This window comes from Streptomyces yangpuensis (genome assembly GCF_024666385.1).
Taxonomy (GTDB): domain Bacteria; phylum Actinomycetota; class Actinomycetes; order Streptomycetales; family Streptomycetaceae; genus Streptomyces; species Streptomyces yangpuensis.
In genome coordinates this window covers 2296782-2317879 of record NZ_CP102514.1, presented here as the reverse complement: position 1 = coordinate 2317879, position 21098 = coordinate 2296782, and the positions used below count along the sequence as shown (strand labels likewise).

At 72.7% G+C, this 21098-nt stretch carries 20 protein-coding genes; 12 read left to right on the top strand and 8 right to left on the bottom strand.

The annotated features are described in order from the left end of the window. Positions 1–162 precede the first annotated feature (162 nt). Both NRK68_RS10650 and NRK68_RS10645 read left to right on the top strand, forming a co-directional pair. Positions 163–1626, top strand: a complete 1464-nt coding sequence (locus NRK68_RS10650; RefSeq protein ID WP_257855663.1) for an aldehyde dehydrogenase — start codon at positions 163–165, stop codon at positions 1624–1626. Beyond that, positions 1626–1859, top strand: coding sequence for a ferredoxin (locus tag NRK68_RS10645; RefSeq protein ID WP_183065186.1), 234 nt, complete (start codon positions 1626–1628; stop codon positions 1857–1859). The genes NRK68_RS10650 and NRK68_RS10645 overlap by 1 nt, the downstream gene beginning before the upstream one ends. A 51-nt stretch (positions 1860–1910) precedes the next feature. Here the strand turns inward: NRK68_RS10645 and NRK68_RS10640 are convergent, their stop codons facing one another. Next, positions 1911–2282: a VOC family protein gene (locus tag NRK68_RS10640; RefSeq protein WP_183065185.1), complete on the bottom strand. Its 372-nt coding sequence runs from the start codon at positions 2280–2282 to the stop codon at positions 1911–1913. A 99-nt stretch (positions 2283–2381) separates the two neighbouring features. Then, entirely contained in the window at positions 2382–3005 is a 624-nt protein-coding gene (locus tag NRK68_RS10635; protein ID WP_030852348.1) for a TetR family transcriptional regulator, read from the bottom strand. A 216-nt stretch (positions 3006–3221) separates the two neighbouring features. Here NRK68_RS10635 and NRK68_RS10630 point away from each other — a divergent pair, with 216 nt between their 5' ends. The 3 genes from NRK68_RS10630 to NRK68_RS10620 all read left to right on the top strand — a co-directional run bounded on the left by NRK68_RS10630 (position 3222) and on the right by NRK68_RS10620 (position 6419). Next, positions 3222–4541 carry a glycosyltransferase family 4 protein gene (locus NRK68_RS10630; protein ID WP_183065184.1) on the top strand — a complete coding sequence of 440 codons (1320 nt, stop codon included), beginning with the start codon at positions 3222–3224 and terminating at the stop codon, positions 4539–4541. A 64-nt stretch (positions 4542–4605) separates the two neighbouring features. Next, on the top strand, positions 4606–5340 hold the full coding sequence (locus tag NRK68_RS10625; protein ID WP_030852354.1) for a class I SAM-dependent methyltransferase: 735 nt from the start codon (positions 4606–4608) through the stop codon (positions 5338–5340). Beyond that, positions 5337–6419 (top strand): prenyltransferase/squalene oxidase repeat-containing protein, encoded by a 1083-nt coding sequence (locus tag NRK68_RS10620; protein WP_183065183.1) that lies wholly within the window; start codon positions 5337–5339, stop codon positions 6417–6419. Before NRK68_RS10625 ends, NRK68_RS10620 begins: the two co-directional genes overlap by 4 nt. A 123-nt stretch (positions 6420–6542) precedes the next feature. Here the strand turns inward: NRK68_RS10620 and NRK68_RS10615 are convergent, their stop codons facing one another. Next, entirely contained in the window at positions 6543–6845 is a 303-nt protein-coding gene (locus NRK68_RS10615; RefSeq protein ID WP_183065182.1) for a hypothetical protein, read from the bottom strand. A gap of 118 nt (positions 6846–6963) precedes the next feature. Here NRK68_RS10615 and NRK68_RS10610 point away from each other — a divergent pair, with 118 nt between their 5' ends. After that, positions 6964–7602: a hypothetical protein gene (locus tag NRK68_RS10610; protein ID WP_257855662.1), complete on the top strand. Its 639-nt coding sequence runs from the start codon at positions 6964–6966 to the stop codon at positions 7600–7602. A gap of 42 nt (positions 7603–7644) precedes the next feature. Beyond that, positions 7645–8028, top strand: a complete 384-nt coding sequence (locus NRK68_RS10605) for a hypothetical protein (protein WP_183065181.1) — start codon at positions 7645–7647, stop codon at positions 8026–8028. A 38-nt stretch (positions 8029–8066) separates the two neighbouring features. On the opposite strand, the gene NRK68_RS10600 is transcribed toward NRK68_RS10605, so the two are convergent. The 5 genes from NRK68_RS10600 to NRK68_RS10580 form a co-directional block, all read right to left on the bottom strand. Further along, a complete protein-coding gene (locus tag NRK68_RS10600; protein WP_257855661.1) occupies positions 8067–9077 on the bottom strand; it encodes an LLM class F420-dependent oxidoreductase in 1011 nt (336 codons plus the stop codon). A gap of 110 nt (positions 9078–9187) precedes the next feature. Then, complete coding sequence (locus NRK68_RS10595; protein WP_257855660.1) at positions 9188–11776, bottom strand: N-acetylmuramoyl-L-alanine amidase; 2589 nt, start codon at positions 11774–11776, stop codon at positions 9188–9190. A 170-nt stretch (positions 11777–11946) separates the two neighbouring features. After that, a complete protein-coding gene (locus NRK68_RS10590) occupies positions 11947–12774 on the bottom strand; it encodes a hypothetical protein (protein WP_183065178.1) in 828 nt (275 codons plus the stop codon). A gap of 155 nt (positions 12775–12929) precedes the next feature. Beyond that, positions 12930–13925 carry an N-acetylmuramoyl-L-alanine amidase gene (locus tag NRK68_RS10585; protein WP_183065177.1) on the bottom strand — a complete coding sequence of 332 codons (996 nt, stop codon included), beginning with the start codon at positions 13923–13925 and terminating at the stop codon, positions 12930–12932. 125 nt (positions 13926–14050) lie between these two features. Beyond that, the gene (locus NRK68_RS10580) at positions 14051–14692 is read right to left on the bottom strand and encodes a class I SAM-dependent methyltransferase (RefSeq protein ID WP_046775074.1); all 642 of its coding nucleotides are present in this window, start codon (positions 14690–14692) and stop codon (positions 14051–14053) included. A 171-nt stretch (positions 14693–14863) separates the two neighbouring features. On the opposite strand from NRK68_RS10580, the gene NRK68_RS10575 reads away from it, so the two are divergent. The 5 genes from NRK68_RS10575 (at position 14864) to NRK68_RS10555 (ending at position 21091) form a co-directional block, all read left to right on the top strand. Then, positions 14864–15940, top strand: a complete 1077-nt coding sequence (locus NRK68_RS10575) for a hypothetical protein (RefSeq protein WP_257855659.1) — start codon at positions 14864–14866, stop codon at positions 15938–15940. An 82-nt stretch (positions 15941–16022) separates the two neighbouring features. Continuing rightward, positions 16023–16871: a helix-turn-helix domain-containing protein gene (locus tag NRK68_RS10570; RefSeq protein WP_183065175.1), complete on the top strand. Its 849-nt coding sequence runs from the start codon at positions 16023–16025 to the stop codon at positions 16869–16871. Then, a complete protein-coding gene (locus NRK68_RS10565; protein ID WP_183065174.1) occupies positions 16831–17169 on the top strand; it encodes a DUF397 domain-containing protein in 339 nt (112 codons plus the stop codon). The genes NRK68_RS10570 and NRK68_RS10565 overlap by 41 nt, the downstream gene beginning before the upstream one ends. A gap of 34 nt (positions 17170–17203) precedes the next feature. Further along, positions 17204–18862, top strand: a complete 1659-nt coding sequence (locus tag NRK68_RS10560) for a serine/threonine-protein kinase (RefSeq protein WP_257855658.1) — start codon at positions 17204–17206, stop codon at positions 18860–18862. Positions 18863–18958: 96 nt separating this feature from the next. Next, positions 18959–21091 carry an acyl-CoA dehydrogenase family protein gene (locus NRK68_RS10555; RefSeq protein WP_257855657.1) on the top strand — a complete coding sequence of 711 codons (2133 nt, stop codon included), beginning with the start codon at positions 18959–18961 and terminating at the stop codon, positions 21089–21091. Positions 21092–21098: the final 7 nt, after the last annotated feature.

The following is a 21098-nucleotide window of genomic DNA, read 5'->3' as shown; positions in this document are numbered from 1 at the left end:
CGTCCTCCGACGAGAACGCGTTCCAGTAGTAGCCCGAGTCGACCATCTTCGCAGCTTTCTGACCGGTCGTCGGGTCTTCTCCGCTCTTCCGTCCTGGCCGTGGACTCCTAGAACTAGAACTGGTATCAGTTCGGGAACGCCAAGCCGCAGGAGGCCTCAGCCATGACGGAGCTCGTGCAACACGGAAAGCTGTTCATCGGCGGTGAGTGGACGGATCCGCTGGGCACCGACACCATCCGGATCGTCTCCCCCCACACCGAGCAGGTCATCGGCTCCGTCCCGCACGCCTCCGAGGCGGACGTCGACCGTGCCGTCGCCGCCGCGCGCACGGCCTTCGACGAAGGGCCCTGGCCGCGGATGACGCTGGAGGAGCGCATCGCGGTCGTCTCCCGCATCAAGGACGCCATCGCCGTCCGCCACGAGGAGATAGCCCGCTCGATCAGCTCCCAGAACGGCTCCCCGTACTCATGGAGCGTCCTGGCCCAGGCCCTCGGCCCGATGATGGTCTACGACGCCGCGATCACCGTCGCGCGCGCCTACCCGTACGAGGAGCACCGCCAGGGCGTGCTCGGCCCGATCCTGGTGCGCCGCGAGCCCGTGGGCGTCGTCGCCGCCGTCATCCCGTGGAACGTCCCGCAGTTCGTGGCGGCCGCCAAGCTGGCGCCCGCGCTGCTGTCCGGCTGCGCCGTGATCCTCAAGCCCTCTCCGGAGGCGCCGCTGGACTCCTACATCCTCGCCGACATCGCGCGCGAGGCCGGGGTGCCCGAGGGTGTGCTGTCGATCCTGCCCGCCGACCGCGAGGTCAGCGAGTACCTGGTCGGCCACCCCGGTATCGACAAGGTCTCCTTCACCGGCTCGGTCGCCGCCGGCAAGCGCGTGATGGAGGTCGCCGCGCGCAACCTCACCCGGGTCACCCTCGAACTCGGCGGGAAGTCCGCCGCCGTCGTCCTCCCCGACGCCGACGTGGCGGCCGCGGTCGCCGGGATCGCGCCCGCCGCCTGGATGAACAACGGCCAGGCCTGCGTGGCCCAGACCCGGGTCCTCGCCCCCCGCAGCCGCTACGAGGAGGTGGCCGAGGCCCTCGCGGCGGCGGCCGGCGCACTGGTCGTCGGTGACCCGCTCGACCCCGCGACGCAGCTCGGCCCGCTCGTCGCGCAGCGCCAGCAGCAGCGCTCCCTCGACTACATCCGGATCGGTCAGGAGGAGGGCGCGAAGGTCCTCGCCGGCGGCGGCCGGCCGGCCGGCCTCGACCGGGGCTGGTACGTGGAGCCCACCCTCTTCGGCGACGTCGACAACACCATGCGGATCGCCCGCGAGGAGATCTTCGGCCCCGTCGTCTGCCTGATCCCGTACGGGGACGAGGAGGAGGCCGTACGGGTCGCCAACGACTCCGACTTCGGGCTCAGCGGCAGCGTCTGGACCGGCGACGTCGAGCACGGCATCGACTTCGCCCGCCGGATCCGCACCGGCACCTTCAACGTGAACACCTTCAGCCTGGACATGCTGGGGCCGTTCGGCGGCTACAAGAACAGCGGGCTGGGGCGGGAGTTCGGCCCGGAGGGCCTGAGCGAGTACCTGGAGCACAAGATGATCCACCTGCCCGCGGGTTACGAGGCGGGCGCCTGATGGGCGACCGCTGGCAGGTCGAGGTGGACCGGGGGGTGTGCATCGGCTCGGGCATGTGCGTCAACCACGCCCCGGACGGCTTCGTCCTGGACTCGGCGCGCCAGTCCCATCCCCGCAGCCCGCAGTCGGACGCGAACGAACCGGTCCTGACGGCGGCGGAGGGCTGCCCGGTCGAAGCCATCATGATCACCCTGGCCACCACCGGCGAACCGGTCTTCCCGCCGGAGGAGTAGGGGAGTGGTGCGGGGGCGGGGCCGCCGGTCCCGCCCCGGGACCGCGTGGGGTCACTCCCGCTCGGCGGCGCTGCGCTCGACGCAGAATTCGTTGCCCTCGGGGTCGGCCAGGGTCACCCAGCCGGTGCCGTCCGGGCGGCGGTGGTCGCCGACGACGGTGGCGCCCAGGGCGAGGATGCGCTCCACCTCCTCGTCGCGGGTACGGTCCTGCGGCTGGAGGTCCACGTGCACACGGTTCTTGACGCTCTTGGCGTCGGGAACGGTCACGAAGAGCAGCGCCGAACCGGGGGCGGTGACCAGCGCCTCGGGGTCTCCGGGGAGGTCGTCGTCGGCGAGCGAGCCGTCCAGGACGGCGGCCCAGAACTGCCCCAGCCGGTAGGCGTCGGAACAGTCAACGGTGATGTGTCGTACGAGAGATGCCATGGGCCGGACTATCGACCGGCCGCCCGCCCACTGTCCAACGACTTAAGGTGCCACCGCCCCGCCTTCCGCCCCGTCCCGGCGGAGGGGACGGCGGCTGCTTCAGGACTTTTCCGGGGACGTCAGGTCGATGAGGCGGCAGACCGTCTCGATGTCGATCTTCACCTGGGCGATCGAGGCCCGGCCCGACAGCCAGGTGATCAGCGCCGAGTGCCAGGTGTGCTCGATGACGCGGACCGCCGACAGCTGCTCCGCGGTCGGCGGGTGCTCCAGGCCCATCGCGTCCAGGATGATCGCCGTGGTCAGGCGGGACACGGTGTCGACCTCGGGGCTCACGCTGCGGTCCGCGAAGGTCAGCGCCCGCACCATCGCGTCGGCCAGCTGCGGCTCCCGCTGGAGCGCGCGGAACGCGCGCATCAGGGTCTCCGCGACCCGGGCCGCCGGTTCGTCCCCGGCGGGCGGCCGCTTGCGCAGCGTGGTGTGCATGTGCTGGAGCTGGTCCTGCATGGTGGCGACCAGCAGGTGCACCTTGGACGGGAAGTAGCGGTAGAGCGTCCCCAGGGCGACCCCGGCCGCCTCCGCGACCTCGCGCATCTGGACGGCGTCGAAACCGCCCCGGCTGGCCAGTTGGGCGCTCGCGTGCAGGATCCGGCGGCGGCGTGCCTCCTGGCGCTCCGTCAGGGGAGGCGACGCCGGTGTGGTGACGGCCTTCACTTCCGCACTCATGTGTCCCGTTCCGTGTCGTTGCGCGGGCTGTCTCCGGGCTGATCCGCAGCCAGCATGTCAGGCGCCGCGTCGTGGCGCGAATCACCTGCTCCACCTCTTACGGTGTGGTTTCCGGCCGGTAGATTCAATGCTCTTAGACGGATCAAGTCTGAAACTTGTTCTACATTATCCGAGCGGTTACGCTCCGGCGAAAGTGCAGTGAGAAGGGGGCCGAGAGTGACCGCTGAGGCCGTGGCGACGAGCCCTTTCGCGGGCCCCGCCGACGACGGCGAGCGTCCGCTGCGCATCGCCCTCCTCACCTATAAGGGGAACCCGTTCTGCGGCGGTCAGGGCGTCTACGTCCGGCACCTCTCGCGCGAGCTGGTCCGCCTCGGACACTCCGTCGAGGTCATCGGCGCACAGCCCTACCCGGTGCTCGACACGGGCGCCACGCTCACCGAGCTCCCGAGCCTCGACCTGTACCGCAGCCCCGATCCCTTCCGCACACCCAAGCGCGACGAGTACCGGGACTGGATCGACGCCCTCGAAGTCGCGACGATGTGGACCGGCGGCTTCCCCGAGCCGCTGACCTTCTCCCTGCGGGCCCGCCGCCACCTGCGGGCGCGCGCCGGTGAGTTCGACGTCGTCCACGACAACCAGACCCTCGGCTACGGCCTGCTCGGCGACGTCGGCGCGCCGCTGGTGACGACGATCCACCACCCCATCACCGTCGACCGCAAGCTCGACCTCGACGCCGCGCAGGGCCGCATGAAGCGGGCCTCCGTACGCCGCTGGTACGCCTTCACCCGCATGCAGGGCCGCGTGGCCCGCAAGCTGCCGTCCGTGCTGACCGTCTCCGGATCCTCCCGGCAGGAGATCGCCGACCACCTCGGCGTCCGCGACGAGCGCATCCACGTCGTGCACATCGGCGCCGACACCGACCTGTGGTCGCCCGACGCGTCGGTGGCCGAGGTCCCCGGCCGCATCGTGACCACCTCCAGCGCCGACGTCCCCCTCAAGGGCCTCGTCTTCCTCGTCGAGGCGCTCGCGAAGCTGCGCACCGAGCAGCCCGACGCCCACCTCGTCGTCGTCGGCAAGCGCGCCGAGCAGGGCCCCGTCGCCCGCGCCATCGAGACGTACGGCCTCCAGGACGCCGTCCGTTTCGTGAAGGGCATCACCGACGCCGAGCTCGTCGACCTGGTGCGCAGCGCCGAGGTGGCGTGCGTGCCGTCGCTGTACGAGGGCTTCTCGCTCCCCGCGGCCGAGGCCATGGCCACCGGCACCCCGCTCGTCGCCACCACCGGCGGTGCGATCCCCGAGGTCGCCGGCCCCGACGGCGAGACCTGCCTCGCCGTACCGCCCGGCGACGCCGGCGCCCTGGCGGCCGCGCTGGGCCGGATGCTCGGCGACCCGCAGCTGCGGGCCCGCCTCGGCGTGGCCGGACGTGAACGGGTCCTGACCCGTTTCACCTGGGCCGCTGCCGCCGAGGGGACCGCCGCGCACTACCGTGCCGCCATCGAGCAGTCCCGGGTCGCCCGCAGCCGCCGCGCGCGGTGACCTTGCGCCTCGTCCACACCGTCCCCACCCCCGTACACCCCCGCGACCGCGAAGGCAGGACCCCGTGCTGACCGTCGATTTCTCCCGGTTCCCGCTCGCCGCAGGCGATCGTGTGCTCGACCTGGGCTGTGGCGCGGGCCGCCACGCCTTCGAGTGCTACCGGAGAGGCGCCCAGGTGGTCGCCGTCGACCGCAACGGCGAGGAGATCCGCGAGGTCGCCAAGTGGTTCGCCGCGATGAAGGAGGCCGGTGAGGCCCCGGCGGGCGCCACCGCCACCGCGATGGAGGGCGACGCCCTCGCGCTGCCCTTCCCCGACGACTCCTTCGACGTCGTCATCATCTCCGAGGTGATGGAGCACATCCACGACGACAAGGGCGTGCTCGCGGAGATGGTCCGCGTGCTCAAGCCCGGCGGGCGGATCGCCATAACCGTCCCGCGCTACGGCCCGGAGAAGATCTGCTGGGCGCTCTCCGACGCCTACCACGAGGTCGAGGGCGGCCACATCCGCATCTACAAGGCGGACGAACTGCTCGGCAAGATGCGGGCCGCGGGCCTCAAGCCGTACGGCACGCACCACGCGCACGGGCTGCACTCCCCGTACTGGTGGCTCAAGTGCGCCTTCGGCGTCGACAACGACAAGGCGCTGCCGGTCAAGGCGTACCACAAGCTCCTGGTCTGGGACATCATGAAGAAGCCGCTCGCGACGCGGCTCGCGGAGCAGGCCCTCAACCCGCTCATCGGCAAGAGCTTCGTCGCGTACGCGACCAAGCCCCACCTTCCCGTCGGCGCGGCGCAGTGAGCTCGCCCGGACGTACCGAACACCTGGTCCTGGACGGCGTACTGACCGCCGAGCAGGCCGCCGAGACGGTGGCGGGCATCCTCGCGGTGCAGCGCGCCGACGGCGCCATCCCGTGGTTCCGCGGTCACCACCTCGACCCGTGGGACCACACCGAGGCGGCGATGGCGCTGGACGCGGCCGGCGAGCACGAGGCCGCCGAGCGGGCGTACGAGTGGCTTGCGCGGCACCAGAACCAGGACGGTTCCTGGTACGCGGCCTACGCCGACCGGCCGGGCGGCGTGGACACCACCGAGCCGCAGGACGCGAGCCGCGAGAGCAACTTCACCGCCTACATAGCCGTCGGTGTCTGGCACCACTACCTGTCGACCGGTGACGACACCTTCCTCGACCGTATGTGGCCGGCCGTCCACTCGGCCGTCGAGTGCGTCCTGTCGCTCCAGCAGCCGGGCGGCGAGATCGGCTGGAAGCGGGAGGCGGACGGGACACCGGTCACGGACGCGCTGCTGACCGGCTCGTCCTCCATCCACCAGGCGCTGCGCTGCGCGCTGGCCATCGCCGAGCACCGCGAGGAGCCGCAGCCGGACTGGGAGCTCGCGGCGGGCGCGCTGCGGCATGCGATACGCCGTCACCCCGAGCGGTTCCTGGACAAGGACCACTATTCGATGGACTGGTACTACCCGGTCCTCGGCGGTGCCCTGACCGGCGCGGAGGCCACGGCGCGGATCGAGGCCCGCTGGGACGAGTTCGTGGTCGCGGACCTGGGGGTGCGGTGCGTCCTGCCGAACCCGTGGGTGACGGGCGGCGAGTCCTGCGAGCTGGCGCTCGCGCTGTGGGCGACGGGGGAGTCGGACCGGGCGCTGGAGATCCTGCGGTCGATCGGGCACCTGCGCGCGGACAACGGCATGTACTGGACGGGGTACGTCTTCCAGGACGACGCGGTGTGGCCGGTGGAGCAGACGACGTGGACCGCCGGGTCGCTGCTGCTGGCCGTCGCGGCGCTGGGCGGGGACGAGGCCACCACCGAGGTGTTCGGCGGGGGTTCGCTCCCGGCCGGGCTGGAACCGGACTGCTGCGGCTGAGCCGGACCCGACGCGAGGAGGGGCCCTTCCCGCCCGACGGCGGGGAGGGCCCCTCTGCGTGCCGGCGCGGGGGCGGGCACAGGGCGCCGCGGGGCGGGCGCGGGCGCGCGCGAGGCGCGGGCGTCAGCGCCGGTAGAGCCAGCCGGCGACGGCGTGGCCGATCAGGACGTAGACGACGGCGGCCAGGCCGTAGCCGACGACGACCTGGATCCACTCACGGCTGAAGGTGAACAGGTCGTAGGACCAGCCGGCCAGCCAGCTCGCGGTGTCGTGGATGAAGTTGACGAGCTCGTTGCCCTGGTTGGCGTCCAGGAACCAGAGCAGGATCCACAGGACGATCACGAAGGCAAGCACGTCCGCCACCAGAGCGACGGCCCGGCCTGCCCGACTGCTTCCTCGGGTGCGTACTCGCGTGTGTGAGGTCATGCCGCGCGTGTTGCCGCCCGGGCGCCTCGCAAACCCGAACGGGTCCGCCCGGTGGCGGGCCCGCGGGGCCGGGGTGAGGCTGCGGGGGACGCCTGAGTCCCCGGAGGAAACCGTGTCCGTGTCCGTACCCACGACCGTCCGATTCCGTCGCACCCTCACGGCGGTGGTCCTGTCGACCGCGCTGCTGGCCGGTGCCACCGCCTGCGGCAGCGGTGGCGGCGGTACCCACCGCGAGGAACTGTCCGCCGCGTCGATGGGCGAGCTGGCCGCGCTCGCCGCGGCGGAGCCGGCGGCGGTGGAGGCCGACGAGCGGGCGGCCGTGACGCCGTCGCCGAGCACGTCGGCGGAGAAGCAGAAGTTCGCCAAGACGCGTTTCGTCGCCAACGCGTCGCTCGCGGCGGGCGCGACGTACCAGTGGATCGTCAAGCCGTACCGGGAGGGCAAGTTCAAGAAGGGTGCGAAGGGCCGGACCTTCGCGCTCATCAAGGCGGGCCTGGCGGGCGCGTTCGCGTACAACCGGCTCAAGGCGGCGGCCGACAACGCCAAGGGCGACCCGCTGCTGTCGAAGGCGGTCGCCCCGCTGACGGCGGGCATCGAGTCGCTGAAGGGGCTCGGCAGCAAGCTGCGCAAGGGCCAGGCGGGTGACGCCGACATCTCGTCCTTCGACGCCGTCATCAACGGCATCAAGGAGGCCGGCAAGAGCGCGGGCGCCGAGGTGACCAACAAGGTCCCGAGCGCCTCCCAGCTCGGCGGCTAGCTTCGGCCACTGCCCCGCCCCGCGGCTGTTTCAATGGGGCGTGTGATCGAGTACGTGTTGCTGGCCGGTGGGGTCGTCGGGGTCGGGTGGCTGGTGCGGCGCAAGCATCTGGCGCGGGCGGGCGCCGCGCCCGTCCCGGGGATCCCGGGCATGGCACGGCAGCCGGCCGGCCAGGGCCGCTGGCGGCCGGGCCGGGTGTACGCCGAGGGCGGCGCCGCCCGCTGGGTCCCCGAGCGCGGCGAGGCCGTGGCACTGCCCGGCGGCCGGGCCACCGGGCTGCGGGTCCCCTCGATGAAGGAGGGGATCTCCATCAACCCGGGCTCGCGGATCGTGGCCTGTACGTACGACGGCGGCGGGACCATCGAGATCGCCGTGATGCCGCTGGACGTGCGCGAGCTGCTGGAGGCCCTGCCGCGGGCGGAGTGAGCGCGCAGCGGTCCTCCGACCGCGGCGGCGGCCTTTCCTCAGCTGTTGAGTTCCGCCAGGACCCGCAGGGTGTGCGGGTCCGGGGCCGTCACCAGGAGGTCCGTGACCGGGCCCTTGCGCCACAGTTCCAGGCGCTCCGCGATCCGCTCGCGGGGGCCGGTCAGGGAGATCTCGTCGGCGAACGCGTCCGGGACGGCGAGTACCGCCTCCTCCTTGCGGCCGGCGAGGAAGAGCTGCTGGATACGGCGGGCCTCGCCCTCGTAGCCCATGCGGGCCATCAGGTCGGCGTGGAAGTTGCGGGCCGCGTGGCCCATGCCGCCGATGTAGAAGCCGAGCATGGCCTTGACCGGGAGCAGGCCCTCGGCGACGTCGTCGCAGACCCTGGCGCGGGCCATCGGGGCGATCATGAAGCCCTCGGGGAGATCGGTGAGGGAGGCCCGGTAGACGTCGGTGCGGGTCGGCGACCAGTACAGGGGCAGCCAGCCGTCCGCGATGCGGGTGGTCTGGGCGATGTTCTTCGGGCCCTCGGCGCCCAGCAGGACCGGGAGGTCCGCGCGCAGCGGATGGGTGATCGGTTTGAGGGGCTTGCCGATGCCGGTTCCGTCCTCGCCGCGGTACGGATGGCTGTGGAAGCGGCCGTCCAGGGCGACCGGGCCCTCGCGGCGCAGGACCTGGCGGATGACGTCGACGTACTCGCGGGTCGCGGTCAGCGGGCTCGCGGGGAAGGGGCGCCCGTACCAGCCCTCGACCACCTGGGGGCCGGACAGGCCCAGGCCCAGCATCATCCGGCCGCCGGAGAGGTGGTCCAGGGTGAGGGCGTGCATGGCGGTGGCGGTCGGGGTGCGGGCGGCCATCTGGGCGATTGCGGTGCCCAGGCGGATCCGTGAGGTGTGCGCGGCGATCCAGGTCAGGGGGGTGAAGGCGTCGGAGCCCCAGGCCTCGGCGGTCCATACGGAGTCGTAGCCGAGCCTTTCGGCTTCGGTGGCGAGGTCGAGGTGGGCGGGACCGGGGCCGCGGCCCCAGTAGCCGAGTGCGAGTCCGAGGCGCATGAGCGGTCCCTCCAGCCGTAACTGACGGTGCGTCAGGCGACTGTAGGGCAACGGCCCCCCGCCCGGAAGGGCGGGGGGCCGTCGGGCCGGGCCCTCGGGGCCGGGCCGCGCTACTTGCTGAAGTAGCCGGTGATGTCGGCGATCAGGTCGACGGTGCCGGCGTTGTTGTAGAAGCTGACCTTGCCGTCCACCACGGGGACGACGACCAGGTTGGGGATGGTCTGGCCGGCGGTGAAGTTGAGGTTCGAGGCGCTCGTGCGGGTCGTGCCGCTCGGGTAGACCGACACGTGGCTGGACGTGGTCGGGTTGGTCGCCGTCACGTTCAGGATCACCGCGGTGACACCGGTGGCCGGCACGCCCTCGACGCCCGCGACGGGCAGGGTGACGACACCGCCCGCGCCGACCGGGGCCTTGGCGACGCCGAGCCCGGAGCGGGTGTCCATCAGACGCTTCGGGCCGAGGTTGGAGTGCTTGGCGCCCTGGCCCGTCGTGGTGAAGTAGCCGGTGATGTCGGCGATCAGGTCGACGGTGCCGGCGTTGTTGTAGAAGCTGACCTTGCCGTCCACCACGGGGACGACGACCAGGTTGGGGATGGTCTGGCCGGCGGTGAAGTTGAGGTTCGAGGCGCTCGTGCGGGTCGTGCCGCTCGGGTAGACCGACACGTGGCTGGACGTGGTCGGGTTGGTCGCCGTCACGTTCAGGACCACCGCGGTGACGCCGTCCTGCACCGGGAGTCCGTCGACGGCCGCCAGGTCGAGGCCCAGGACGCCGCCCTGGCCGACCGGGGCGGTGGGCACGCCGCCCGTACCGTCGCGGGTGTCCAGGATCCGCTTCGGGCCGAGGTTCACATGGGTGCCGCCCTCGCCGCTCGCGAGGAAGTAGCCGGTGATGTCCGCGATCAGGTCGACGGAGCCCGCGCTGTTGTAGAACTGGATGATCCCGTCCTGGACGGGCACGACCACCAGGTTCGGGATGGTCTGGCCGGCGGTGAAGTTGAGGTTCGACGCGCTCGTGCGGACCGTGCCGTTCGGGTAGACCGACACGTGGCCGGCCTCCGTCGGGTTGGTCGCCGTCACGTTCAGCACCACGGAGGTCACCCCGTACGCGGGGATGCCCTGGACGCCCGCGACCTTCAGGGGCACCACGCCGCCCGGCCCGACCTTGGCCTTCGGCACGCCCAGGCCCTCGCGCGTGTCCATCAGGCGCTTGGGCAGGACCGGGACGTACTTGACGTCCGAGACGTCCGCGTCGACGGTGACCGGCAGGCTCGTGGACACCTTGCCGTTCTGGGCGGTCGCCCGGATCTGGATCCGGTGGCTGCCCAGGCTCAGCATGGTGGCGGCGCGCGTGGCGTCACCGCCGACCGTCGCGACCGACGCCCCGTCCACCAGCAGCTCGAACGAGCGCACCAGCGGGGCGGCCGTGCTGGTGGAGAAGTCGACCACCAGCGGTCCCGGGGTCTTCGCCGTCCCGCCCGCCGCGATGGGCTGCTCGTTCACGGCACCGATCTTCAGCCGGGCCGCGGGGCCCGACTTCCGGATCGTGTCCAGCTGCGGGTACAGCTGGTGGCCCGGGCACTCGGTGTTGAAGCCGTCGCGGTGCCCGGAGACCGTCCGGAACGGGTACTGCTGCCCGGCGGTGAAGCTGGTGCCCGCGTAGTTCTTCTGCGTGGCGCCCGCGGTCAGCGTCGTCGTACCGTCCATGTCGACGTCGTACTGGCCCAGCTTGTACGCGGCCATCTTCGAGATGCCCTCGAGCGCGGCGGGCGAGGCCCCGGCGCTCGTGTGGTCCCCGAGGACCGCGACGCTCGTCGACTCCGAGTTGAAGCCGTAGGTGTGGGCGCCCATCACCGGCTGGTCCACACCGCCCTGACGGCCCTCGAAGAGGGTGCCGCACTTGTCGACGAGGAAGTTGTAGCCGAGGTCGCGCCAGCCGTTGGTCTTCACGTGGTAGACGTGCAGACCGCGGACGATGGCCGCGGAATCGGTGCACTCGTACGGCGCGGTCGCCGCCGTGTGGTGCACGAACAGGGCCTTGATCTTCCCGCCGGCGAGGTAGATCGGGCCCTCGTTGTTCAGGGACTCGTCGGCACCCCACGCGGCGCGCGAGACGACGTCCGGCCGGGGCGCCGTCGACTCCGGACCCGGCGCCACCGCGGCAGCCCCCGCCGTCCGTGCGCCCGGGGCGGGCGCGGACTTCGCCGTGCCGGTGCGCCCGGCCCTGCCCGGGTCCACCAGGTCCAGCTCCAGGCCGGCGGGCAGCGCGGCCGAGCCGCCGCTCACCCGTACCTCGGCCCCGTCGGCGGCGCCGACCCACACCGGCTCGGTGGCGCCGCGCGCCCCCGGCCGGTCACCGTCGAGACCGGCCTTGAGCGGCTCCAGCGTGACCCACGGCGTCCACGCCCCGGTTGCGGCGTTCCGGCTGCGGGCCTCGATCTTCCCCTGCACCTCCGCGGCGGCGTCCTTCCAGGAGACGCCCATGAGCCCGAAGCGCTCGGTGCCGTGCGCGGAGACGGCCGCCTCCGTGGCCCCCTTCGGCTCCAGCGCGAGCCTGCGGACCGTACCCTCGCCCGGGCCGCTCGCCCCGGCGGAAGCGCTGCTGCCCGCCCGGTCCGGACCGGGCCCGGCGGCCGCGGCCACCCCCGGCAGACACAGCGTCGCGACGACGCCCAGCGCGGCGGCCAGAGCCGTACCGCGCATGCGACTTGCTATCACGTAGTTCCCCGCCCGTAGTCAACTCATCGAATATGAGTACTGGTTGGGGCCGATGCTACTGACCCGTACCGACAGGCCCGGACGCACGACGCCCCACCGGCGGGACCGGTGGGGCGTCGTGGTGGAACAGGGTGGAACGAGGCGGGGTACGGGAATCAGCCGCGCTGGATCCCCGAGGTGTCGCTCAGGATGCCGCGACGGCCGTCCTGCGTCTGCGCGACCAGGGCGCCGCCGCCGCGCTGCTCGACCGCCAGGTACCAGGTACCCGGCGCGAGTTCGGCGATCTGCGTGGGCGAGCCGTCCTCGGCGAAGAGGGGACGGGCCACCGGCACCGCGAACCAGAACGGGCTGAAGTCCGCCGCCGGGGCCGGCGTCACCGCCGCCTGGTGGCCGGCGCCGGAGTCCTGCGGGCCGGGCGCCGGAGCCGGCGTACCCGTGCCACCGTACGGCGGCACCGGCTGCGGGGTGGAACCGTACGGCTGCTGCCCGCCCGGGTAGCCGTACCCGGCACCCGGCTGCGGCTGGCCGCCGTACGGCTGCGGGGCGGCGGGCCGGGCCTCCGGCACCAGCGAACCGGCGAGCGCCGGGACCTTCGCCCCGAAGAGGGACACGCCCGCCAGGGCCAGCGTGGCGAGGAAGGCGATGACCGCGCCCGCGCCCAGGTCGAACGTGCTCGGGCAGGTGATCAGCGCCCACAGCGCGGACCAGGCGGCCGACACGGCGAGGACCGTCCCCCACGCCGCCAGCGGCAGGCCGACGACCTTGCGGCTCTCCGGCTGGAAGCGGCCCGCGATCAGCAGGCCGGCGGCGATGAAGCCGAGCAGGAAGACGCTGGGGAGCACCAGGCGGTAGGCATCGGTGTCCCAGGGGCTCGGGAGGTCGACGCCCGTGGTGGAGTAGAAATCGAGGAACGAGGCGATGAACAGCAGCGCCGCTGCTCCGATCACCACGCCGTCGCCTCGAGTGAGGGAGCGGATGTTCACGTCTTAGGTGTCCTTCTCGGTCTCGGTCGTCTCGTGGTGCCGCGGTCGCAGCGCAGATCGTGCCTGCAGCAGGGCGGGCGGCACCATGGTACGGATGTATTCCGCAACCGAGAGGATCGGGGCGGCGGGCGACCCGGCGGGACGCCCGGGAGGGACTACCCGCCGAGGAAGCCGACGATGCCGTCCGCGATGCCCTGGGCCGCCTTCTGTCGCCACTCCGGACTCGTCAGCTGCGCCGCGTCCTTGGCGTCACGCATGTTGCCGCATTCGATGAACACCTTGGGGCGAGTTGACAGGTTCAGTCCGCCCAGATCGTCGCGGACGACCAATCCGGTACCGCCGCCGAGGTAGTTGGCGGGCGCCGAACCGGTGGTGCGGGCGAAGTTCCCGGCGATCCGTTCGCCGAGCTCGCGCGAGGGACCCACGATCTTCGCGGTGTCGGCGGCCCCGCTCTTGACCTTGGCCGGGAGGATGATGTGGAAGCCGCGGTTGCCGGCCGAGACGCCGTCGGCGTGGACGGACACGACGGCGTCGGCGTTCGCCTCGTTGCCGATGCGGGCGCGCTCGGTGATGCAGGGCCCCCAGGCGCGGTCGCCCGCCTCGTGGGTGAGGACCACCTTCGCACCCTGCGCCTCCAGGGCCGTCCGCAGGCGCTTCGAGACGTCCATCGTGAACTCCGCCTCCATGTAGCCGGAGTTCGTGGTGGTCCCGGTGGTGTCGCACTCCTTGCGGTTGGTGCCGATGTCGACCTGCTGGTCGATCTCGTCGGTGTGCTTGAAGTTGCCGGTGTTGTGCCCGGGGTCGACGACCACGGTCTTCCCGGTCAGCGGACCCTTGGCGGGGACCGGCGCGGGAGCCGCCGCGGGGGTGCTCGCCTCCGTGCTCGGGCTCCCGCTCGGGGTGGAGCCCGGCTTGGCGTCCCGCTGGCCCGGCGACAGTGCCGAGTGCGAGGCCGGCTGCGGTGCCGGGCCGGGCAGGGTCTCGCCGGGCCCGGCACCGGACAGCGCCTGGGTCAGGACCCAGCCCGCCAGACAGGCCGGGGCGAGGGCGGCGACCCCGACCACGAGGGTGGAGCGTCGGGTGAACCAGTGCCGGTCCGGATTCGCCGAGGAGCCGGACTCGGGGGGCGGGGGGCTGTCGTCGTAGCGCACGTCCGCGATGCTAGACCGCCGCCCGGTGGCCCGGCCGGTACTGCGCCATCCGGGGGCGTGGTGCGCTTATATGAACGGTTGCGTGAGCGGCTGTACGCGCGGCTGCGCGAGTGGCGGGGCCTGCGTCAGATGCCCGGACCGGTGCGGCGCAGCACGCGCAGCGAGTCGGTCACGGAGACCTCCTCGAAGGCCCCGGAGGCGAGGGCGCGCAGGTAGATCCGGTACGGGGCCTGGCCGCCGTCCGCCGGGTCCGGGAACACGTCGTGGATGACGAGCGTGCCGCCCTCGGCCACGTGCGGGGCCCAGCCCTCGTAGTCGCCGGTCGCGTGCTCGTCGGTGTGGCCGCCGTCGATGAAGACGAAGCCGAGCCTGCCGCCCCAGGCCGCCGCGACCTGCGGGGAGCGGCCGACGACCGCGATCACGTGCTCCTCCAGCCCTGCCCTGTGCAGGGTGCGGCGGAAGGTGGGCAGGGTGTCCATCAGCCCGACCTCCGGGTCCACGACCGTCGGGTCGTGGTACTCCCAGCCGGGCTGCTGCTCCTCGCTGCCCCGGTGGTGGTCCACGGTGATCGCGGCCACGCCGGCCTCGCGGGCGGCGTCGGCCAGCAGGATCGTGGAGCGCCCGCAGTACGTGCCGACCTCCAGCAGCGGCAGCCCGAGCGCCCCGGCCGCGGCGGCGGCCTCGTACAGCGCGAGGCCCTCCCGTACGGGCATGAACCCCTTGGCGGCCTCGAAGGCGGCGAGGGTCTCCGGCTTGGGGGTGGCCATGTCGTTCCTCCTGCTGAGCTGCGTGTGGCGGCCCATGCTGCCCTACCGCCGGGTAGGGGTCCATGGCGGGGCCCGGGCAGCCGGGGACGTCTGGTCCCTGCGGGGGACAGCGCACGGTGTGCCCCGTTTCACTTCGCAGGACTATGTGCGTATTTGCGTACTTTTGCCGCCATGAAGAAGCTCGGAATTCTCGCGGGCACCGCGGCGGCCCTCGCGACCACGGTCGCGCTGCCCGCCACCGACGCCCACGCGCAGGCGGTCGTCCTGTGCAGTCAGACGGCCCTCAGGGCCGCCATCAGCCAGGCCAACGCCGCCCCCGGCCCCAACACCCTCTTCCTCGCCCCCGGCTGCACCTACAACCTGACCGCCCCCGACAACCCCGGCAACGGCCTGCCGGTCGTCACCAGCGACATCACCATCGTCGGCAGCCTCCTCGGCACCCAGAACGTCATCAGGCGCCAGTCCGCCAGCGCCTTCAGGATCTTCCAGGTCCAGGGGCCGAACGCACGCCTGAGCCTCAGCAACCTCACCGTTCGCGACGGGCGGTCGGACAGCGGCGGCGGCGGGGGGATCCTCAACCTGGGCGGCACGCTCACGCTCAACTCCGTCGAAGTGACCGGTAACCTATCGGCGGCCGCCGGGCGCGGCGGAGGTATCCACAGCAGCGGCAGCCTGACCGTCCGCAACAGCACCGTGAGTTTCAACCGGTCCACCAACAACGGCGGCGGCCTCGCCTCGGTCGGCACCGCGACCCTCTCGAACACCACCGTCACCGGCAACACCGCCAAGGACAGCGGCGGCGGCATGGACGTCAGGGGTGGCCTCACGCTCACCGGCAGCCGCCTGACGGACAACTCCTCCGACGACGGCGGCGGCATGCTGGCCTTCGCACTGACGGGCACGGTGACGGACACCCTCGTCCGAGGCAACACCATCGCCGGTGACGGACTCCACGGCGGCGGCATCCTGAACCAGAACGGCAGCACGCTCACCCTGGAACGGACCACCGTATTCGCCAATCGGACCCTCGGCAGCGGCAGTCAGGGCGGCGGGATCGCCAACACCGGCGGCGCCGGCAACACCGTCAACCTCAGGAACAGCTCGGTCACCTACAACTACGCCTCGGCCGCCCCCGGCGGCATCTTCAACGACGGCGGCATCGTCACCCTGACGGCGACCCCCGTCACGGAGAACTTCCCGAGCAACTGCACTCCGAGCGCCCCCGCGATCGCGGGCTGCGCGGGCTGATTGCGCCATTTCCGGCACCCATCCGCAGCCGAGTGGTTACGCTCGGCTACGGAACCGGCAACTGGCTTGGGGGTGACCGTCCATGGTCGGCGTGCGTGATCTCGATCCCAGCGCCTCACCGCTGGATTACTACGGATCCGAACTGCGCCGCCTGAGAGAGGAGGCCGGCCTCAACCAGGCACAGCTCGGCAGCATCGTCTTCTGTACGGGCTCGCTGATCGGCCAGATCGAGACCACGCGGCGGGTCCCGACGCGGGACTTCTCGGAGCGGGTGGACGCGGCGCTCGGCACCGGCGGGGTGTTCTCGCGCCTGGTGGGGCTGGTGCTGCGACACCAGCTGCCGACGTGGTTCCAGCCCTACGCGGAGATGGAGGCGCGGGCTGCGTACATCTCCTCGTTCCAGCCTCAGTTGGTGCACGGGCTCTTGCAGACCGAGGCGTACGCCCATGAGGTCCTCGGGGTGTGGACTGAGGAGGGGCTCGACGCCAAGGTGGCTGCTCGGTTGGAGCGTCAGCGCATCCTCGACCGCGAGTTTCCGCCACTGATGTGGGTGGTGATGAGCGAAGCCGTCCTGCATCAGGAGATCGGTGGCCCGGACGTCATGCGGAACCAGCTTGCCCACTTGCTGGACCTGAAGAGGCGGGTGTGGGTGAGGGTGCAGATCCTGCCCTTCAAGGCGGGTGCCCACCCCGGACAGATGGGTGAGTTCAACCTCCTGCGGTTCGATGACGACCCGGACATCGTCTACACCGAGGACTTTGTGCAGGGTCATATGACGGCCAATCCGCAGGCCGTCAGGGAGGGGTGGCTCCGATACGATCATTTGCAGGCTGCTGCGCTCTCCTTGGAGGACTCGGCGGCGCTGATCGCCCGAGTGATGGAGGAGCGCTATGGACACCAGCCAGCACCTGACGGGCGCGAAGTGGCGTAAGTCGAGCTACAGCGGTGACACGGGCGGGAACTGTGTCGAGTGCGCCCCGCTCGGCTCCCTGGCCTGGCGCAAGTCCTCGTACAGCGGTGACACCGGCGGTGATTGTATCGAGTGCGCCCCGCTCGGCTCCCTGGCTTGGCGGAAGGCCTCGTACAGCTCCGACACCGGCGGGGAGTGCGTCGAGGTGGCCGAGCAGCCCTGCCTCGTCGCCGTGCGGGACTCCAAGAACCCGGGCGGGCCCGTGCTCACCGTCGGCCCTGCGGCTTTCGCCGCGTTCGTGAGGGCAGCCTCTGTATGATCCGCTCCCGACCCGGGGGAGAGGGAGCAGGGGCATGGAGCAGGTAGGGCCGGGGGGCCCGACGCACGTGGGACCGTTCAGGGTCGTCGGTGTGCTCGGGCAGGGCGGGATGGGCCGGGTGCTGCTGGCGGCCGGTCCGGACGGGCGGCTCGTCGCCGTCAAGCAGGTCCTTGCGCAGTTCGCCGACGACGAGGGCTTCCGGGCGCGTTTCCGCCGCGAGGTCGCCGCCTCACGCAAGGTCTCGGCCGCCTACACGGCCGCCGTGATCGACGCCGACCCGGACGCGCCCACGCCCTGGCTGGCCTCGGTCTTCGTCCCCGGGCCCTCCCTCGGGGCCGTGGTCAAGGCGGTCGGGGTGCTGCCGGAGGACGTCGTACGCCGCCTCGCGGCGGGCCTGACGTCCGCGCTGGCCGAGATCCACCGGGCCGGACTCGTCCACCGGGACCTCAAGCCCGACAACGTGCTCCTCACCGAGGACGGCGTCCGCGTCATCGACCTCGGTATCGCGCGAGCCGCGGAGGGCGAGGTCGAAGGCGAGGCCGAGGCCGGGCTGACGCGTACGGGGTTCGTCGTCGGATCGCCCGCGTACATGTCGCCCGAGCAGGCGGAGGGGCATCCGCTCACGCCCGCCAGCGACGTCTTCTCCCTCGGGTCCGTGCTGGTCATGGCGCTGACGGGGCGCAGCCCCTTCGCCGGCACCTCCACGCTCAAGACGCTGTACGAGGTGGCGCACGGCGAGCCGGACCTCGGCGGGGTCCCGGCAGGGCTGCGTGACCTGGTGGCGCGCTGCCTGGCCAAGGACCCCGAGGCCAGGCCGTCCTCGGCGGAGCTGCGCGAGCTGATCGGTCCGGTGACCCCGTCGGGCCGCCAGTGGCCGTCGGCCGTGTACGAGATGCTCGGCGCGCAGCGGACCCGGATCGACGGGCTGCTGGAGGGCCGCCCGGCGGCCGCCGCCCCGCAACCGGAACAGGAGCCGGAACAGGAGCTGGAACGGGAGCCGGAACCGCAGTCCGTATCGGCCTCGCGGCCCGGGCCCCTGCCGGCGACGTCGCCGGGGGGTATCCCGAGCACGAGCATGCCGACGCCCGTCCCGCAGGCGCGCCCGCTGCCGGCCGCGCCGCCCGCTGCCGACCGCCCCGACGGTCCGCGGCGGCGCCGGCGCCGGGTCGTAGCGCTGGTGGCGGCCGGTGCGCTCCTCGTGGCCGGTACCGGTACCGCGCTGTACGTACGGGACCGCATGAACACGCCCATCGCCTACACGGCCGTGCCCCGCTGCCAGGAGGCGCGCGAGAAACTGCCGCTGGACCTGCGGCCGTCGACGGCGGACACCCGGTCCGAGACGGCCGACGGCGTGCAGGCGGGCTGCAACGGCGGCGGCGACACCGCCGCGTCGCCGACCGCCCTGGTCCGGTGGAACGCGAGGCTCGGCGGTGACGCGGACGCCAACGCGGCCGCGCAGAAGCGGCTGTTCCAGTCGGAGGCGGCCGGTCAGCGCACGGCGTCCCGCCTGGGGTTCGGCACCGAGGCCTACTGGGGTTCGGCCGGCGGCGGCTGGACCTGCGTCCTCGGCGTGCGGGAGGGCAACCTCTCCGTCCGGGTGAGCCTGCGGGCGAAGCCGTACACCAAGGCCGCCTGCGAGTCCAAGGCGAAGGACGCCGCCCGCGCGGCCCTGAAGGCCGCCCCGCGAAGCTGAGAAGCCCGCCGCCCGGCCCACGACCCGGATCGGCGGGTGAACAAACACCTCCATCTGACCTTCCGTCAGATTGGAACGTGTTCTAGTCTGCCGCGCATGGGCATCGGAATCACGCGGGAGCAGCGGGAGTTGGCCGAGGCGGTGCGCGGCTGGGTGGCGCGCGTCGTGCCACCCGAAGAGGTGCGCAAGCTGCTCGTCTCCCCGCCGCGCACCGGGGTGCGGCCCGGGTACTGGGATGCGCTGGCGGAGTCCGGACTGCTGGAGCCGCACCTGGAGGGCGGCACCCTGCTCGACCTGGCCGTCGTCGTCGAGGAGGCGGCCCGGGCCATGCTGCCCGGCGCCTACCTGCCGAGCGCGCTGGCCTCCGTACTGCTGGACCGGGCCGGCGCCGAGCCGCTCGCCGGCCGGGTCGGGGCGGTCGCGCTGGGGCCGGGGACGCTGACCGCCGTGGCCACCGAGGGCGGCGGGCACCTGCTCGACGGGCTCGCGCCGCCGGTGCTCGGCGCGGGTGAGGCCGACCTCGTGCTGCTCGCGGCGGAGGCCGCGCACGGCACCCGCTGGTTCGCCGTGGACGCCGCCGCGCTGGACATCCGTACGCACGAGAGCGCCGACCCGACCCGTCCCACCGCCGAGGTGCGGGCCCGCGGCGCGGTCGTCCCCGCGGGCCGGCTGCTGGAGCTGGACGCCGCCCTCGTCCGCGACCTCGCCTGCGTGCTCTTCGCCGCCGACGCCTGCGGCACCGCCGCCCGCGCCCTGCACACTGCGGCCGAATACGCGAAGGTGCGCGAGCAGTTCGGCCGGCCCATCGGGCGGTTCCAGGGCGTCAAGCACCTGTGCGCCGACATGCTCGTACGGCTGGAGCAGGCCCGGGCGCTGGCCTGGGACGCGGCTGGGGCCATGGACGAGCCCGCCGACGTGCGCTCGCTCGTGGCGGCCCTCGCCGCCGGGACCGCCCTGGACGCCGCGTACTCCTGCGCCAAGGACTGCATCCAGATCCTCGGCGGGATCGGCTTCACCTGGGAGCACGACGCCCACATCCACCTGCGGCGGGCGGTCGTCGCCCGCCAGCTGCTCGGTCCCGGCGACGGGCACCGCGTACGGGCCGTGCGGTACGCGGCGGGCGGGGCGCGGCGCGAGCTGCGCCTGGAGCTGCCGGCGCAGGCCGAGGAGTACCGTGCGAAGGCCCGCGCCGCCATCGGGGACGCGCGCGGGCTCGACCCGGCCGCCGCCCGGCGGATCCTGGCCCCCACCGGCTACGCGGCCCCCTACCTGCCGCCGCCCTACGGGCTCGGGGCCGGGCCCGTCGAGCAGCTCGTCGTCCAGCAGGAGCTCGCGGCGGCCGGGGTCAGGATCTCCGACCTCGGCATCGCCACCTGGATCGTGCCCTCCCTGCTGGCCTACGGGATGCAGGCACAGCGCGACGCCTACGTACTCCCCACCCTGCGCGGGGAGATCACCTGGTGCCAGCTCTTCTCCGAGCCGGGCGCGGGCTCCGACCTGGCCTCGCTGCGGACCCGGGCCGAGCGGCGGGAGGACGGCTCCTGGCTGGTCAACGGGCAGAAGGTGTGGACGAGTTCCGCGCACACCGCCGACTTCGGGATCCTGCTGGCCCGGACCGATCCGGCGGCGCCCAAGCACAAGGGGCTCGGCTACTTCGTCGTCGACATGAAGAACACCCCCGGGATCGACGTCCGGCCGCTGAAGGAGATCACCGGCGAGGCCCTCTTCAACGAGGTGTACCTCGACGACGTCGAGCTCCCGGCGGACGCGCTGGTCGGCGCCGCCGACGGCGGCTGGCAGGTGGCCCGCAACACCCTCGGCAACGAGCGGGTGCACATGGCCGACCGGATGACCTTCGACACCGGACTGGAGGCCCTGCTCGCGCGTGCCGCCGACCTCGACGGCGCCCATCGGGCCCGGATCGGCGCACTGGCCGCCGAGGCGCACGCCCTGGCCTGCATCGGGCTGCGCACCACGCTCCAGCAGGTGTCGGGGCTGGAGCCGGGCGCGGGCGCCTCCATACGCAAACTCGTCCAGACCCCGCACCAGCAGCGGACCGCCGAGCTCGCGCTCGAACTGCTGGGGCCGGCCGGCGCGGTGCGGGAGGGGGCGGGGGAGCGGGCGGTGCACGGGATGCTCATGTCCCGCTGCCTGACCATCGCCGGGGGCACCACGCAGGTCCAGCTCAACGTCGTCGCCGAGCGGATTCTCGGCCTCCCGAGGGACTGAAGGGACA

Excerpts from the sequence above, each read along its gene's own strand:
- NRK68_RS10650 (WP_257855663.1), top strand. The coding sequence starts at position 163 with ATGACGGAGCTCGTGCAACACGGAAAGCTGTTCATCGGCGGTGAGTGG.
- NRK68_RS10555 (WP_257855657.1), top strand. The coding sequence starts at position 18,959 with ATGGGCATCGGAATCACGCGGGAGCAGCGGGAGTTGGCCGAGGCGGTG.
- NRK68_RS10570 (WP_183065175.1), top strand. The coding sequence starts at position 16,023 with ATGGTCGGCGTGCGTGATCTCGATCCCAGCGCCTCACCGCTGGATTAC.
- NRK68_RS10565 (WP_183065174.1), top strand. The coding sequence starts at position 16,831 with ATGGACACCAGCCAGCACCTGACGGGCGCGAAGTGGCGTAAGTCGAGC.
- NRK68_RS10615 (WP_183065182.1), bottom strand. The coding sequence starts at position 6,845 with ATGACCTCACACACGCGAGTACGCACCCGAGGAAGCAGTCGGGCAGGC.
- NRK68_RS10640 (WP_183065185.1), bottom strand. The coding sequence starts at position 2,282 with ATGGCATCTCTCGTACGACACATCACCGTTGACTGTTCCGACGCCTAC.
- NRK68_RS10595 (WP_257855660.1), bottom strand. The coding sequence starts at position 11,776 with ATGCGCGGTACGGCTCTGGCCGCCGCGCTGGGCGTCGTCGCGACGCTG.
- NRK68_RS10600 (WP_257855661.1), bottom strand. The coding sequence starts at position 9,077 with ATGCGCCTCGGACTCGCACTCGGCTACTGGGGCCGCGGCCCCGGTCCC.
- NRK68_RS10575 (WP_257855659.1), top strand. The coding sequence starts at position 14,864 with ATGAAGAAGCTCGGAATTCTCGCGGGCACCGCGGCGGCCCTCGCGACC.
- NRK68_RS10560 (WP_257855658.1), top strand. The coding sequence starts at position 17,204 with ATGGAGCAGGTAGGGCCGGGGGGCCCGACGCACGTGGGACCGTTCAGG.
- NRK68_RS10635 (WP_030852348.1), bottom strand. The coding sequence starts at position 3,005 with ATGAGTGCGGAAGTGAAGGCCGTCACCACACCGGCGTCGCCTCCCCTG.
- NRK68_RS10580 (WP_046775074.1), bottom strand. The coding sequence starts at position 14,692 with ATGGCCACCCCCAAGCCGGAGACCCTCGCCGCCTTCGAGGCCGCCAAG.
- NRK68_RS10645 (WP_183065186.1), top strand. The coding sequence starts at position 1,626 with ATGGGCGACCGCTGGCAGGTCGAGGTGGACCGGGGGGTGTGCATCGGC.